Below are 15,317 nucleotides of genomic sequence, written 5' to 3'. Positions count from 1 at the left end.
CCTGGAGCGTCCGGGCACCCCGTCCCTCACCCCACTTCCCACAGGAGGCTTTCGCCATGGGCACTTGCGAGCAGATGGAGCGCTACGGCTTCGTTCCCGCCAACCACACCGCCCCGGCCTTCTTCCCGGTCGCGCTGGTGCCGATGAGTGCCGCCGGACGGACGATCGAGGGCTGGCGCGCCCTGGTGCGCCCCGATACCGGAGCGGTGCTGCATTGCTGGCAGGACGGCTACAAGCTGGTGCCGCACGAGGCCGCCACCGCTGCCTTCGACACCGCCCTGCGCGCTGGCGGGCTCGACACCACCGGCATGCTGGTGGCGACCGACCTCACCCACGACGGCCGCCGGCTGTTCCGCCAATATGTGTTGCCCGCCCACAGCGTCGAGGTCCGGCCGGGCGACGTCACCGCGTTGCGCATCGTCGGCTTCAACAGCTACGACGGCAGCCTGGCGGTGTCCTGGCGCGGCGGCGGCTACCGCTTCGTCTGCGCCAACACCACGGTGATCGGCCGCGACGTCGCCGCCGCCAAGGCCCGCCATTCCGCCGGGCTCGACATGGAGGCGCTCGCCCGCGGCATGGTGGCAGCCTGCGCGCTCTATGTCGCCGAAACGGCGCGCTGGATCCGCTGGGCGGCGGTGCGGGTGGACACCGACCGGGCGGTGCGGGTGCTGCGCGCCCTGCCCGGAGCCAGCGACGCCCTGGTCGGCCAGCTGACCACCGCCTGGGTCGGCGGCCGCGAGGACGACACGCTGTGGGCGCTGTTCAACACGCTCACCCATTGGGCGACCCACGACGCCACCCGCGGCGGCAACCGCATGGCGACGGTGCACGCCCGCCAGGAGCGGGTGGCGCGGCTGATCGACAGCAAGCCGTGGGCGGAGCTGGAGGGCAGGGCCGCCTGAGAGGCGCCACGCCGCCGGCCTGCGGCAGCCCCCGCCTGTCATCCTCCGCCCGTGGGGACCAGTCTGGCGCCGTGCTCTGGGCCGTCAAGGACGCGCTGGCGCGCGCCGCTTCCGCGGTGCCCGTCGGGCCTCCTTGACCGCCCCTTGCGCGCGCCGCCCTGCGGGACCCAGGTCGGAACGGAGGGATGGTCCTTTCCAGTCGAACAAAGGGATATCAGGTAAAGAAAAGGGGGAGATGAACTGATTTCTCACCGAATCATTTCTTGAAAATTCGCGCGCTTCATTGATTGGTTATTGTAAGTAATTGGAAACCACAAATAGAGATAGATCAATAGATCCTCTGCGCCATTGTTTTGTTTGGCGCGTCTGGCATAATAGGTCTTGTGAGGGCGGCGGAGAGACCAGCATTTCAAAGTCTTCTCCGTCTCCACAAAAAGATGGGCGCAGGGAGTTCGTACCTCCCCGCGCCCGGCCATCCCTTCCAACCGTTGAAGCCAACAAGGGACGACATCTATGCATAGCACCGACGCCACCCGTCCGACCATGGCGCATCCGCACACCGCCCCCGTCAGCCCCGACCCGGTGCAGGCCTACCGCGCCGCCCGCGCCCGGGCGCGCGAGGAGGAGGAGCGCGCCCGCCTTCCCACCATCGCCCAGGCCATGCGTCCGGTTCTGCCCGCCTCCGACGCGGACTGGAGCGAAGACGATGTCCGCCTTCAGGCCGAGGAGGCCGTGCAGGCCATCGCCCAGCCCTTCCTCGACCATGGTGCCGTGTTCGGCCAGGACCTCGACGGCCAGCTCGACCCCGACCGCGCCCTGCTGCCGGCTTCCGGCATCCTCGGCGCGCTCTGCCATGCCCTCTACCGGCAGTTGGAGTTGGCCGACCAGCGCATCGACCGCCTCGCCCTGTCCTTGCGCCAGCAGCTCGACGAGGAGGGGCTGCAGCCCGCCTCCGAGATCGGCAGCCTGCGCCTGGAGCGCCTGCAGCATCAGCTGGCCCAGGCCGAGGCGATGCGCGACCTCGCCCGCGCCGCCGCCATCGGCGCCGCCACCGCCTATGCCCGCGTCACCGGCGACGTCTATGCCCACCGCTCCTCCTTCAACCAGGCGGTGCCGCAGGTCACCGCCGCCCGCGTCGTCGCCTGCGACTGGCAGGAGGCCCGCGCCGCCCGCCGCGCGGCCGACGAGCGCCGGGTGGCCGGGGGCTACCAGCTGCTGGTCATGGGCGGCGAGACCACCGACGAGGCGGCCCTGACCGCCGCGCTCGACCGCGCGCTGGCGCAGCACCCCGACACGCTGGTGCTGCGCACCGGCAACCGCCGCGGGGTGCAGACGCTGGCGGCACAGTGGGCGCTGGAGCACGGCGTGCCCTGCGTCGTCCATGCCCCGCGCTGGCAGGCGGGCGGCAAGGCGGCCGGCTTCGAGCGCAACGACGCCATGGTTCGCGCCGCCCTGACCGGCGAGGGGCGGATGGTGCTGGTCGCCGACCGCGAGGACGCCGGGTCACGCCACCTCGCCGCCGCCGGCCTGCGCCAGGGACTGCGCGTCTGGTGCCTTGCCGAGCATCGGCTGCTGGAGCCCGACGACGTCGCCTATCGGCCGGCCCCCACCCAGCAGTGATGTGCACCGGCGAGCCCCCGCCCCATCCGGAGGGGCTCGCCACCGGCATGGCAAGCGCGTCAGACCCGCAGAAAGCCTGAAAAAATTTCCCGGCGGCGCGGGGCGCCGCCGGGCAGCCGCAGTCCGCGGCCATCTCCTCTCAGAAGAGTTTCGGCATCGTCGGAAGCGGGATCGGTCCATTGCCTGCCGGGCAGCGGAGCGTCCGTGTCCAACAGCGCTTCCGGCGGCACCGCGGGTGCGTCGGCCAGTTCCTTCAGGATGGTGATGGTCCGGTCGCGCACGATGCCGCTGGCGCAGGAGCGGTCCAGCCCCGTCCGGGAGGCAAGCTCCTCCTATGATCAGCCGCGCGTGCGCCTGATCCGCTGAACGGTGAGCTCGAGCTGGCTGGTAGGCCTCACCCGGTGCGAAGGTCCGTGTCGGCGTGACCACCGGCTGGTATTGCCGGAAGCGCTTGATGGAACAGCGCCCTGCATCATAGCCGCCCGGAAATTACGGCGTACGCGGCGCACGGCCGCCTCAACACCATCGATGCGAGTGAATTATTTCATAGATGCATCTATAAGGAGTGACTACCAACGCATGTATCGACTTTGAGGGGAAATCCGATGATACGCCGAGTCATGATCATCAATGGCAGACGCACCAGCCTGCGGATGGAACGGGGCTTCTGGGTAGCCCTGGAGGATGTGGCTCAGTACCGCAGGCTCACCATGGCCGATCTGGTGTCCCAGATCGACGAGGGGCGCGGCGAGGCGCCGCTCACCAGGGTCCTGCGGATAACCGCCGTGTCACACTTTCGCGAGTTGCTCAACCGGCCGGCGGAACTGGCGGGTTTGTGCCGATCCCATCACCACGACAGCGGCGGCACCCAGGACGATCACTGCGCCAATCCCGGTCAGCAGGCTCGGCACCTCGCCGAACAGCAGCCAGCCTAGGCCGGCAGCGGCCGGGACCGCCAGGAAGTCCAGCGGTGCCAGGAAGCCGACGGTGGCCCGGCTGAACGCCTTCGCCGCGGTGTATTGCGCCGCGACGCCGAACAGACCGAGGGCCGCCAGCACCGGCCAGTCCGCCGTCGGTGGCGTCACCCAACTCGGCAGAGCGGCCGGCAGGGTGCCCAGCACCGACGCGGCCGAGTAGATCAGCACGACCATGCTGGGGGCGTTCCCGGCCTCCGTCAGCCGGCGGACGGCTGTCTGGGAGCCCGCGGTGGCGACTGCCGCCACCAGGGCCGCCAGCACGCCCAACGCCTGCTGAGGCTCCTGAAGGGCCGGTACCAGCGGCAAGGCCGCGCCGGCGAACCCAACCACCACAGCGACCCACACGATCGGTCTGGACCGCTCGCCCAGCATCAGCCGGGCGGCGACCGGCAGCATCAGCGCGCGGCTGAAGAAGATCAGGAACACCAGGGCCAGCGGTGCCGCACCGAGGGCGTACATGAAGGCGTAGAGGGCCAGCACCCCCAGGCCGCACCGGAGCCCATAGCCGACTGGATCCTTCGCCTTGCCGAGATCGGCAACGAGCCGCCAGACCACGACCAACACCACGGCGCCGGTGGCGGCCCGGAAGAACGCCAGCTCGGCAGTTGGCAGCTTGGTGCCGAGGAGTTTTGCCGCCGCGGAACTGGCGGAGAAGGTGATGGCGGAAGCGAGCGCCCACAGGGCGGCTTGGACGGGGGAGGGAAGCATTTCGCTCCGAGTCGGCAGGGTGTGAGAGATGTTCAACCCCTATCAGTGCTGCCTCTGGCCAGCAATCGAGATTGTTGTCACGCATTTTAGCACCCGTTTCAAGTGTGAAATATTACAGAATTCGCGTTAGAAGTTGCGTTCGAATACTTTCGTTAGGAAAGACCACGTCCGGCCAGAGGTCGAAAGAATGAAGGATCAGCGAATAACATTTTTCTGTAAATGGCCTGACGGTGAGAGTGTTATCTCAGAAGATGTAAGGAGTTTTCAGGGATAGGAAGGTATATTTAAAAAATTCCATGATTTATTGTTGATGATCCAGGAAAATACTAAAATAAAAATTTGATGAATAACGGAGTATGTGCCTTGTATGCTTTTCCTATGTATGCAGTTGTGCAAAATTTTGCACTTTATCTGTGAGCGCTATGTTACTCTACCCCAGTTCGAAGATTGTGAGCCCGCTATGTCCGAACTTGCCAGTTTGCATGATCTGCCCGCGCCGATATCCGAAGTGGCTCGCGCTGCCGATGATGCAGGTGGGTCTGTGATTGTCTTTAACAAAGATGATCATGTGATTTTCGTCAATATTGAGCAGCGGAAAATTATGCCTTGCTGCGAGTATAAGCGATCAGATACCTACTCTTCTCTTTTTTGGTCGCTTCTGGAAAAAGGAATGAATGGAAATTCAGTTGCGAAGAAAGACCCAGAGCTCTGGCTTCGGCGTGCTATAGGTGCACGCCAAAATTCTGCAAACATGGATTTCGTCAACAGCTATCCATGGGGAAAAATGCTGGTATCGCATTACCGATGCGAAGACGGAACCTCAATACAGGCCCGTCTAAACATGACATCTGCAGGACTCGAGCATTATTTCCAAGGACCAGAAGCCAATCTGGGAGTTACGCGAGCCATCCGCCTGCGTCGGGAAATTCGAGCACTTGAAGGGGTTCTCGACAGTTTGGGGTTAGCCGTTGCTCTAGTCGATCGCAACGGCGCGCTGCTGCACGCCAACGTTAGCTTTCACGATGTACTCGATGCACAGGATGGGTTGGTCAATCTAACCGGAACTCTTCTTTCTGCAACCGATCAACTCGACAACATGGTTTTGCACCAAGCCCTTGGTCATGTTGCCGACGGTTTGGTGCCGCGCGCCTACGCCCCGATCCGGCGCCGCTCCGGCGATCCGCTCGTACTGGCGGTCAGCGCAGGCACTACGCCGGGCACTGCGATTTTAGCCGCCGCACGGTTCGGTGAGGACATGGGGGAGGTGTGCACAGCCTTGCGTGAAGCCTTTGGCTTGTCGGCGGCCGAATCGGAAGTCATGGCCGGAGTGGGGTCCGGCCAAACGCTGGCTGAATATGCCGGAAGCCGACAACTATCAATGCATTCTGCATACCGATACATCGACCGAGCCAAGAAGAGGCTCGTTGAGAAACACTCTTCTGTGGTCGATTTGCCGGGTATCGCTAGCCTAGTTACCGGCATCGCCGCAGTCACCCGCGCCCAAGGTGGGCGTAAGCTCTGAGGAGAATTTCATGGGTATCCGTGTCGCTAACACTGATTTTTCCTCGTATAAGCAAGCAATGATCGACAAGGGCATCTCCCAGGCTGAGGTTGAAGCCAGTTGGTCTGACCTGCTGGTGCTGCTGCACGCCACCGAAGATACTGGCCGTGCTCATGCGATGACTGAAGGTGCGGATAAGGCACTGCACGAATTGGTGAGCGATACCACCGGTCTGCTGCGGATCAGCGCTGCAATCCTCGGGGCCGGTCGGGTTCTGGCCCACGATCCGCGCGCCTACGGCACCCCAGAGTTCGACGCGACCTGGGAGAACACGCGCGCTGCCTTTGCGAAGCAAGGCGTCGATCTGCCAGCCGACTACCGTTCGGATCGTGGCGGCTTCCGCTCGGCTGCGAATTGCCTCGTGATGCCGACGCTGATTGCCGAAATCCAGGCCGCCTGATCGCGGCTGATGGGCGTCCACTTGGTGACACAAGCGGACGCCCTGCCCCAAGTCGGTTACCCAACCCGGACGATCACCCGTAGCCGTAGGAAGCAACGATGATCAACCATGAGCATACCGCTGTAGTCGGCGGGTGCAAGGGCAAGAGCATGCCCGACGCCCAATTGCCGTATATCGATCATTTGTCCGTCGACCAGCTTCGCCAGCGGGCAGCCGATGATCGCGCCGACGCGCTGGCGATGGTCAATCGCGCCTCGGCCGCGACCGTCTCCATGCTGTTGGAGGACGCCGAGCGCTGCGAATCGCGGGCGACGATGCTCGAGCAGCGGTGCGGCGGCAGCATCACCGCTGGCTTGGGCGAGCTGACGATCGGAACCGCCCTCACCCCGTTGGTGCAGGCGGCGCGCAGGCGCGTGGTCGGCGATCAGCCTGACCGCCCGCCGCCCGGCTTCGCCGCGGCGCTGACGGCCAACGGCAAAGCCTCTCAGTTCCGCGGGCGGGACATGGTGGCGCGCCTCGCCCAGCTGACGGCGCGCGAGGTCGACGTGCTGGTGCGTCTGGTCGCCGGCAAAAGCTCCAGGGCCATCGCAGCTGATCTCGGCATCAGCGCCAAGACGGTGGAGTGTCACCGGGCCCGCATCATGGAGAAGCTGGGATGCTCCGGCCTCTTCGCGCTCGGGCGCGCGTGGGAAGCCGCTGTGTGGAGCAGCCAAGAGACGATGGTGACGCGATAGCGTCTGGTCTCCGAACAGCAGACTGAACAATGCCTGGCTGTTGCGGATATCCGAGCGCCTTCCGTTCTCGAAATCAGCGTCTGCGCCCCCAACAGAGGCTGGAAAAGCCCGTAAAAATCGACCGTGGAAAGTCCCGTATCATGCCTCATCGTAAGTCCATATCGATGTCAGACCCTCCGTTATCCGAGGACATATCGCCTGCGCTGGCGCATGCTCTGGATGCGATGGACGCCTACGTTTCGAAGCGGTTCGACACCTTGGCGGCCAAGGCAGGCACACCATCCTCCCCTGTCGCACTGCTGCTGCAAACGTGCGGTATTGGTGTTGAGAACAGACGGCGGGATGCAGTCAAGCGGCTGGCTCGACTGACGCCCCGAGAAGCTGACGTCCTGGGCGGTCTCGCCGATGGGAAAAATAACAAGACCATCGCTTTCGATATGAACATCAGCCCAAAGACGGTTGAAATCCATCGATCGCGAATCATGAAAAAACTTCAATGCGACAGTCTCTTTGAGCTTGGCCGCATCTGGGAAGCCGCGCTTTCCGCCGGTGATGCCGGACTCCCTGCTTCGCCTGCCGGGCAGATGATGGTCTGACCAGCCAGCCATGACCCGCATTCCCCCTCCAACACCACCCGCCGGCAGCGCCTCGACGTCGGCTGGAATGCCGGGGCGCTCCAGGCTCGCGGATCATGCTGTCCTGCCCCCACAGGGCGGCAATGACGCCGAGTCTCGTCAAGGCGTCGGCGGTGCAGGCGACGGGCAGGGCTTGGATCCCGGCAGCGAGGCACCAATGCTGCCGCGGGAGGCACCGCACCTTGCGGGGGGCATGGCAGGCGACGAGGGATTTTCCTCCCGGTGATGTATCGGAGACCGTAGGATCCCGGAGCTTGGAAAGCGTCAGGCGGCTCGCTACCGTTCTCCGGTGCTACTCGTCGCCGCTGCCGCGCCTCCTCCCCGAGCCAGCACCGGGGCAACGGCGCCGCTGCCGTCCGCCGGCACCAAGCCCGGTCCTGTCTCGGCCCTGCGGGTGACGCTCCGGGCTAGAGGACGGGGTCAATAGGGCTTTCCGGCGGCAAAGGTCATCCTGCAGAGGGCAGTCTCACAACTGGGGCCGGGAGACGGCCTTGGGGCGCTAAGCGTGCCGGTTGCGGCGTAGCTTGCCTCAGAAGCCGCCTGCTTCAGCGGGCGGAGTTGTCACGGCTCACCTCTTTTGTGGTGGAGACGTGCCGGCGGCATCCGGCGGTCCGCCGGCAGCGCCGCGGCCGCGGCTTTCGACGGTCGGCACGGCGTCGATAATGGCCGCCACCACCGCCTTGGCGTCCTCCACCCCGTAGGCACCGAGGTCGACCTCGGTGCCGAGGATGGCCGCGATCAGCCCGTCCGCCTGGTGCGGCCGCAGCTCCGGCTCATAGGGGGGCCGTGACGCGGCCCGGCCGGCCGGGGGCGGGGGACGGCCGTCCGTGCCGGACGCCGCGGTGTCGTCGCCGCCGGCCTGGTCGGCGGCCTTCGTCGTCCGAGGCTTCCCCTTCGGCCGCGCCGCCCGCCGCCGGACCGGCCGCGCCGGCGGCGGGGGGGCGGTTTCGGCTTCGGCCTCGGCGGCGATGGGCTCGAAGCCCTTGCCCTGGTCGAGGCGCACCGGAACGTCGATCGCCGGCACCCCCGGGGCCGGGCGGAGCAGACGGGTGAAGGTGGGGTCCTCGAAGTGGCGGATGCGCCGCGCCCGGATCGGCTCCATCCCGGGGCGCAGCAGGATGGCGTCGCGCGGTTTCAGCCGGGCGATCTCCTGCGGCAGCAGCAGCGCCCGGCGCTGGTCCGTCTCCGTCCGGGTCAGCCGGTCGCGGCGGAACAGCCGCCAGTAGCGCGGGCCGCTCTTCGAGCTGCCCTCCACCGTGTCGTAGCCGAGCCGGGCGCTCAGCTCCTCGCAGAGTTTCAGATCCTTGGTGCCGAACACCACCTCCAGCCCGCAATTGTCGAGGATGGCCGCCGCCTTGTCGGGGCCGTAGAGGTCGCGGTCGCGCAGCTGCGCCTTGCTCTGCAGGATCAGCATGAGGCGCATGTTGTAGCCGGCGACATAGGCGAAGGCGTCGGCCAGCATCGGCATCGGCCCCAGCAGCGGGAACTCGTCCAGGAGCAGCAGCACCTGGTGGCGCGCCGCCGGCTCGTGCTGGGGCAGCGTGCGCACGGTGAGGTCGATCAGCTGCTGGAAGAACAGCGCCAGCAAGGGGCGCAGCCGGGCGATGTTGTCGGGCGTGACGCCGATGTAGACGGCGTGCAGCGAGGAGCGCAGCGCCCGCAGGTCGAAGTCGCTCTCGGCGGTGGCGGCGTCGATGCGCGGGTTGAACCACAAGGACAGCCGGGCGGTGATCGTCTTGCGGATCGAGTTCACCAGGTCGGGCGAGCCCTTCAGGTAATCCTCCAGCGCCTTCACCGTCGCTTCGGTGTAGGGCCGGCCCCGCCGGCGCCGGGACTCGATGCGCTCGATCATCGAGCGCGCGCCGTCGACGCTGGACAGGAGCCGCAGCACCTCGCCGAAGGTCAAGGGCAGCTCCGGCGTTTCCGCCAGGAAGCCGGCCGCCCCGGTGAAGGCCGAGCGCGCGGCGTCGGTCCAGAACTGCTGGTCGCCGCCGGCATGGGGGAAGACCATCTGGGCGATGCGCTGGATGTCCTCGAACGCGTCGATGCTGGCGCGGCGCACATAGCTGAAGGGGTTGTAGCGCGCGGTGCGCCCGTCCGGGGCGAGCGGATCGAACAGCACCACCCGCTGCCCGGCCGCAGCCCGGATGCCGGCGGTTGCCGCCCAGGTCTCCTTCTTCACGTCGAGGCAGACCAGGGAGGCCTCGTAGAGCAGGGCGTTGGGGATCACCAGCCCCACCCCTTTTCCCGAGCGCGTCGGCGCATAGCAGACGACATGCTCGGGTCCGCCGAAACGCAAGGCCCGGCCCTGGCGGTCGCGCCCGACGAACAGCCCGCCGCCGCGTGCGTAAAAGCCGGCCCGCACCAGCGCCCGCCGCCCGGCCCAGCGCGTCTCGCCGTGCAGCGGCCGGCTGCGGCGCGGCCAGCCGCCGCGCGCCAGCCGGCCGAGCAGGAGCAGCACCGGCACCGCGGTGGCCACCGCCGCCGCCAGCCGCAGCCAGGGACCGGCCACCGGGTGGTGCAGGCCGTAATGCTGGAGATAGAGCCAGAACTGCGCCAGGGGCAGCGTGTCGGCGGTGAGCAGGCCGGTGCCGGCGAGGAAAACCAGCGAGGCGACGGCCGACCACAGCAGCGCCAGCGCCAGCACCGCCACCAGGGCGGCCAGCGCCTTGGCGGCGGCCGGCCAGTCGGTGAAGCCGTCCATCCTTCGCAAAGGCCCTCCTCAGCCGGCGGCGCGTATGGACACGGCGTCCGCGGGGGCATCCCCGGGAGGGGCGCCGGCCGCGGGGTCGAAGAAGACCTCCTCGATGGCGAAGCCGTCGGCGTCGCGCCGGCATTGGGCGATGACGTCGATGTGCCGGCGCAACAGCGCGTGCAGGTCGGCGTCGGCGATGTGGCGGCCGGCCTCGTTCTGCTTGACCATCAGCCGCAGCGCGTCAAACGCCCCGGCGGCGCTGCCGGCATGGCAGGTGGTGATGCCGCCGGGATGGCCGGCGGCCAGTGCCCGCAGGAAGGTGAAGGCGGCGCCGTCGCGCAGCTCCTGCATCAGGATGCGGTCGGGGCGCATGCGCAAGGCCGCCTCGATCAGCGCCTCCGGCCCGACCGGCGCCACGCCCTGGCCGCCCTTGCTGTAGAAGAGCGCCACGCGGTTGCGCTGGGGCAGGCCGATGAATTCGGCGGTGTCCTCGATGGTGATGAGCCGCTCGTCGGGCGGAATGGCGCCGATCAGCGCCTTGGCGACGGTGGTCTTGCCCGAGCCGGTGTCGCCGGTGACCACCACCGTCTTCTTCGTTTGGACCGCCAGCGGGAAAAAGCGCTGCCAGTCCTGCGCCCGGTGCAGCGCCCTCAGCCGGGCGTCGGCGGGGGAGGGCTGGCGGGAGGAGGGCCGGGTGCGGGCGAAGAGGCCGCCGGCGGCCAGCGCGGCGACGGTGGGCGTGCTGCGGGACGGCCGGCGGATGGTCAGGCTGAGCGTGCCGGCGGCGACCGCCGGCGGGCGGGCGATCTGCACCCGCTCGCCGTCCGGCAGCACCGAGGCGCACAGCGGCTGCTGCGGCCCGACATCCTGCTGCGACAGGGCGGCGCACAGCGTGGCGATGGCGTCGAGCCGCTCGAAGCCGAGATCCGGCAGCGCGTGCCAGGACCAGACGCCCGCCCGCTCCACCCCGGCCTCGCCCGGCCGGTTGACCACCAGCTCGGTGACCTCCTTGTCGGCGAGCAGGGCGGTGAGCGGCTCCAGCAGCAGGCGCAAGGTGGTCTCGCCGGGGCGCGTGCCAAGGCGTATGGCAGGGCGCGTCATGGCGGGCCTCCGGCCGGCTGGAGGCGGTAGACGCTGGAGAAGTCGAGGTCGCGGGCGACGAAGACGCTGACCAGCTCGCCCGGGTTCTTGATCAGGGTGGGCGGCAGGTCGATGCTGCCGCGCAGGCTCTCGGCGATCACCGACTGGGTCCGGCCGGTGTTGATGGTGGTGGTGCCCTCCTTCGACGCCGCGGCCACGCCGGCCTGGATGGCGCCGTCGACGAAGGACAGCAGCAGCGCCCCGCCGAAGCGCTGCCAGAAATGGCGGTCGACCTCGCCGTCGAGGCCCGAGCGCCCGAGCGGGTCGGTGGCCGGGCTGTCGAGCGCGATCACCACGCCCTGCGGCGTCTCGGCGCGCGTCCAGACGACGAACATCCGCTCCACCCCCTGGCGGACGCCGCCGCGGAACTCGCCGACCACCCTGGTGCCGCGGTCGAGCAGGGTCAGCCCGGTCTTGCCGAGCACGTCCTGCGGCACGACGCAGGTGACGAAGCCGGGCAGGGTGGAGTCCATGGCGGTCTGCAGGATGCAGGGGATGACGGTGCCGGTGGTGAGCAGATAAGGTTGGTTCCTCAGCACGCCAGCCGCGACGCCGCTCAGCCGGGTCGGCTGCAGGCGCGTGGCCAACGCGCCCGCGGCCGGTTGCCCGCTGCCGGGCGGGCCGGAAACACCGGCCAGCGGCACGGTGCCGTTTGGGCCTCCCGGAGTGGCGGGGCCGGCCCCGGTTCCGCTGGCTGTGTAGACGAGCAGGCGCGGCGGGTGCTGCGGCGCCGTCCGGGCCGGGGCGAGCGCCGGTGGCGGTTCGGGCAGCGTTGGGGGCAGCGGCGGTGGCGGCAGCGGCGGAACCGCCAGCGCCGCCGGCTGCACAGGCAATGGCGGCGGAGGTTCGTAGCGGATGGCCGGGCGTGCCACCTGCGGCGGGCCGTCCTGCGGTTTCAGGTTGGGCTTCTCCGCGGTCAGCAGGATGGCGCCGCAGGCCAGCACCGTGCCGGCGAGGAGCGCGCCGATGCCGGCCTTGCGGCCAACGGCGGGGGCGCGGCCGGCAACTTCGGAGACGTGGCGCTCGCCGGCAAGCGCGCCGCCGGGCGGCGGGGAGGTGGGATCGTCGGTCATGGCCCGGCGCTCCTGACGCTGCGGGTGAGGCCGGGCATGCCGGTGCCGGTGCCGGGATCGCGGCCGGCCGGGTCGAAGCCGCGGTTGACGATGCGCAGGACCTCCCGCCCGTCGCGCAGCAGGAAGGCCCGGGCGGTGGTCTGGACGACGGCGGTGTCACCGGCCATGGTGGCGGGGACGATCGCCTCGGCGCCGTCCGGGGCCACCGCGTAGATCACCGGGACGCGCCGGCTGCCGGGAAAGCGAAACGCGGTCTGGCGGCCGTTGTCGCTGACCTCGGCCGGCTCCAGGGTTGCCGAGCCCTGGGCGACGTAGCGCCAGTTGCGCGGGCCCTCGGCCCAGGCGGCGGCGAGCCGAACCTGCGCGTCCCGCTCCCGCGCCCGCTCCGCCGCCTGGGCCCGGCGGGCGGCCCGCTCGGCGCGCTCGTCCTGCGGGTAGCGGAAATGGACGGCGTACATGGTGCTATCGGTGCCCTCCCCGCCCTGCTCGGCGACGAGGCGCAGCTGGTAGGAGCGCAAGCTGCCGTCGGGGCGCCGGGTGACGACCTGGGCGTTGGTGGCGGCGCGCCGCTCGGTGGGCTTGAGGAACAGCATGTTGGCGGCCGGCTGGGCCAGCCAGGCCTCGGCGTCGCCGATGGCGACCTGGGTGATCTCCTCAGCCGGCCCGAAGGTGATCTGCGTGGAGTTGGTGGGGGAGCCGACGATGCGCACGACGTTGAGCGGGTTGTAGGCGACGAACTGGACCCGCGGGTCGAAGCCGCCGGGCTTGGGCGCCTGTTCGGCGCGGGCGGCGCCGGCGGCGAGGAGCGCGCCGAGCAACAGGCCGGCGGCCGCGGTGGTGGGGCGGAGCGGGATCATGGCGTGGCCTCCATGTCGGCGCGGTAACTGGTGACGACGAAGCCGAGCGGATTGACGTTGATGGCCGAGGCGCTGACCGGACCCGGCACGATGTCGAAGCCGATGGTGGCGACCATGCGCTTGACCGGCAGCGCGACATCGCCCTTGCGCTCGTGCTGGACGAAGCGGAGCTGGGCCAGATGGGGGCCGAGAAAGCTGGTGGAAACCCAGCGCAGCGTCGCCGTGCCGTCGCGCCCCAGCAGCACCTGCGGGCTCGCCGGGTTGGAGCCGCGGAACTCGGCGGCATACTCGGCCTGGACCGGCGGCGCCGACAAGAGGGCCACCGCCTCGAAGTTGGCGGGCGCCTCGGCGGCGCTGTAGCCCTGGCGCAGGCGGACATACTGCCAGAGGAAATAGCGCTGCTCGGCCTCGGTGGCCTGCAGCGGGCCGCCCTGCAGGTCGTAGACGCGCTCCACCGCCCCGGTGGTGTTGTCGACGCGGAAGACCAGCGGCACCACGCTTTTCAGCGGGGTCAGCGCGGCGACGGCGAGCGCCCCGGCCAGCCCGACCAGAGCGCCGGCGGCGCCGACCGCGATGCCCATGCGGGCGGTGCGCCGGTGGCTGCGCAGGCGGTCGGCCTCGTAGCTGGCGACCCGGGCGAAATAGGCGTCGAGCAGCGCCGGATCGGCGGCGACCGGGCGGGCGAGGAAGGCGTCGGCGGGAGGTGGGGCGGTCATCGGGCAGCCTCCCCCGGCAGGGCGGGCTGCAGGTCGCCGGCAGCGGGCGTCCAGCGACCAGGGTTGAGCGCGCGGTAGGGGCCTGAGGGCTCGGGGGCTCCCGGCTGGCCGGCACAGGCGCTAAGAGCGAGAAGGAGGGCGCAGGCGAGGCGCTTCATCATGATGCGGCGGCTCCTCAAGGCTTGGGCACGGCGCCGGTGGCTTGGGCGTGCGGGTGCGGACAAGGGGGGCTCAGAGCGGCGTGGCGCGGTCGGAGAGGGACCCGCCGGCCGGCGGGCGGAGCGGAGCGTGGGCCGGCCGGCCGGCGCCCGCGGCGGCCCTCCAGCCGGCCGAGCCGGCGAGGTGCAGCGCGCCGAGCGCCCCGGAGCGGCCGACCCGGTGGCTGTCGCCCTGGGCGTCGACCCGGCTGTGGCCGGTGGTGCCGACCGCCCCCTGGGCGGCGCGGGCGAGGGCGCCGGTGTGGAAGGCCAAGCCGCCGGACAGCGAGGCGGCGAAGGCCGGCAGCTGGAAGGCGACATAGGCGGCGACGGCGAAGAAGATCATCCCGGCGAGCAGCACCTGCAGCATCACCATCGGGTCGACAGAACCCATAACCGCGATGGTGCCCACAACCCTTTGCTCGACTGCGAGCACAATGAAGAGCAGCACGATGGTGGTGACCTGCAGGATGACGCAGGAGATCAGCGAGCCGATCCAGCGCTCGAAGATGGCGCGGGTGGCGGCGAACAGCACCAGCGGGACGAGCAGCGGCCCCAGCGCGACGTAGAGCGCCAGGATCACCCGTGAGATCAGCCAGATGGCGAAGCAGAAGCCGGTGGACAGGATGGCGGCAGCCCAGAACAGCACCACGACGGCCTTCTCGGCGATGTCGCTCCAGCCCAGCGTGCGCCACACCTCAAGACCGGCCCGCCAAGCCCGCAGCCAGACCTGATCGAAGGTATCGGCTTTCACGACGTTGACGGCGCCTGACGATGTCATCGCATCCGCAAGCGCTTTCGGTAGCATAGTAAAGAAGAAATCATAGACGTACTGCTGATAGACCCCGGCTCCTGTGATGACCCAGACGACCAGAATCATCTTGAGAATGCGGCCGAACAGGGCGGCGCCGGCTTCAGTCATCTCGCCGCGCAAGACGAGCAGGCCGGTGAGAGCGATGTACAGCACCAATGCCACCCGCAACGGCATTGCCACGAAGCTGAGGAAAGCGTTGAGCACCTCGGCAACGGTGCTTATGAGCGGGGTCTCCACTTGGGAGACGATGTAGGCAAAAATCTGCCATTGGATGTCGCCCATTGAAGA

14 protein-coding genes and 1 pseudogene are annotated in these 15,317 nt (G+C 68.8%); 8 read left to right on the top strand and 7 right to left on the bottom strand.

Annotated elements, in window-relative coordinates; translation table 11 throughout:
- Window positions 1-56: 56 nt before the first annotated feature.
- The 4 genes and pseudogenes from B9N97_RS07945 to B9N97_RS36975 all read left to right on the top strand — a co-directional run.
- Window positions 57-902, top strand: coding sequence for a DUF932 domain-containing protein (locus B9N97_RS07945; RefSeq protein WP_085085104.1), 846 nt, complete (start codon window positions 57-59; stop codon window positions 900-902).
- Between the two features lie 513 nt (window positions 903-1,415).
- Complete coding sequence (locus B9N97_RS07940) at window positions 1,416-2,522, top strand: DUF2493 domain-containing protein (protein ID WP_085085102.1); 1,107 nt, start codon at window positions 1,416-1,418, stop codon at window positions 2,520-2,522.
- A gap of 204 nt (window positions 2,523-2,726) precedes the next feature.
- Entirely contained in the window at window positions 2,727-2,888 is a 162-nt protein-coding gene (locus B9N97_RS35545; protein ID WP_167393238.1) for a hypothetical protein, read from the top strand.
- A 239-nt stretch (window positions 2,889-3,127) separates the two neighbouring features.
- A pseudogene (locus B9N97_RS36975) lies at window positions 3,128-3,256 on the top strand (ribbon-helix-helix domain-containing protein); the annotation flags it as partial.
- 54 nt (window positions 3,257-3,310) lie between these two features.
- Here B9N97_RS36975 and B9N97_RS07925 read toward each other — a convergent pair.
- Window positions 3,311-4,207 carry a DMT family transporter gene (locus tag B9N97_RS07925; protein WP_085085096.1) on the bottom strand — a complete coding sequence of 299 codons (897 nt, stop codon included), beginning with the start codon at window positions 4,205-4,207 and terminating at the stop codon, window positions 3,311-3,313.
- Between the two features lie 460 nt (window positions 4,208-4,667).
- Here B9N97_RS07925 and B9N97_RS07920 point away from each other — a divergent pair, with 460 nt between their 5' ends.
- From B9N97_RS07920 to B9N97_RS07905, 4 genes are all read left to right on the top strand, one after another.
- Complete coding sequence (locus tag B9N97_RS07920; RefSeq protein ID WP_085085338.1) at window positions 4,668-5,729, top strand: helix-turn-helix transcriptional regulator; 1,062 nt, start codon at window positions 4,668-4,670, stop codon at window positions 5,727-5,729.
- Window positions 5,730-5,739: 10 nt separating this feature from the next.
- A complete protein-coding gene (locus tag B9N97_RS07915) occupies window positions 5,740-6,168 on the top strand; it encodes a hypothetical protein (RefSeq protein ID WP_244560609.1) in 429 nt (142 codons plus the stop codon).
- Between the two features lie 98 nt (window positions 6,169-6,266).
- Window positions 6,267-6,902, top strand: a complete 636-nt coding sequence (locus B9N97_RS36685; protein WP_085085094.1) for a LuxR C-terminal-related transcriptional regulator — start codon at window positions 6,267-6,269, stop codon at window positions 6,900-6,902.
- Between the two features lie 140 nt (window positions 6,903-7,042).
- A complete protein-coding gene (locus B9N97_RS07905; RefSeq protein WP_244560608.1) occupies window positions 7,043-7,498 on the top strand; it encodes a response regulator transcription factor in 456 nt (151 codons plus the stop codon).
- A 607-nt stretch (window positions 7,499-8,105) separates the two neighbouring features.
- On the opposite strand, the gene B9N97_RS07900 is transcribed toward B9N97_RS07905, so the two are convergent.
- From B9N97_RS07900 to B9N97_RS07875, 6 genes are all read right to left on the bottom strand, one after another.
- Complete coding sequence (locus B9N97_RS07900) at window positions 8,106-10,241, bottom strand: type IV secretory system conjugative DNA transfer family protein (RefSeq protein WP_085085090.1); 2,136 nt, start codon at window positions 10,239-10,241, stop codon at window positions 8,106-8,108.
- Between the two features lie 18 nt (window positions 10,242-10,259).
- Complete coding sequence (gene virB11, locus B9N97_RS07895; protein WP_085085088.1) at window positions 10,260-11,333, bottom strand: P-type DNA transfer ATPase VirB11; 1,074 nt, start codon at window positions 11,331-11,333, stop codon at window positions 10,260-10,262.
- Window positions 11,330-12,445: a type IV secretion system protein VirB10 gene (gene virB10, locus B9N97_RS07890; RefSeq protein WP_085085086.1), complete on the bottom strand. Its 1,116-nt coding sequence runs from the start codon at window positions 12,443-12,445 to the stop codon at window positions 11,330-11,332. Before virB10 ends, virB11 begins: the two co-directional genes overlap by 4 nt.
- Window positions 12,442-13,302: a TrbG/VirB9 family P-type conjugative transfer protein gene (locus B9N97_RS07885; RefSeq protein ID WP_085085084.1), complete on the bottom strand. Its 861-nt coding sequence runs from the start codon at window positions 13,300-13,302 to the stop codon at window positions 12,442-12,444. Before B9N97_RS07885 ends, virB10 begins: the two co-directional genes overlap by 4 nt.
- A complete protein-coding gene (locus B9N97_RS07880) occupies window positions 13,299-14,018 on the bottom strand; it encodes a VirB8 family type IV secretion system protein (RefSeq protein WP_085085082.1) in 720 nt (239 codons plus the stop codon). The genes B9N97_RS07885 and B9N97_RS07880 overlap by 4 nt, the downstream gene beginning before the upstream one ends.
- Before the next feature lie 231 nt (window positions 14,019-14,249).
- Window positions 14,250-15,311, bottom strand: coding sequence for a TrbL/VirB6 family protein (locus B9N97_RS07875; RefSeq protein ID WP_085085080.1), 1,062 nt, complete (start codon window positions 15,309-15,311; stop codon window positions 14,250-14,252).
- Window positions 15,312-15,317 lie beyond the last annotated feature (6 nt).

Origin of the sequence: Azospirillum oryzae (genome assembly GCF_900177515.1) — a bacterium.
Lineage (GTDB): Bacteria > Pseudomonadota > Alphaproteobacteria > Azospirillales > Azospirillaceae > Azospirillum > Azospirillum oryzae_A.
Note: the sequence above shows the minus strand (reverse complement) of the source record. Positions and strands in the feature narration are given on the sequence as shown.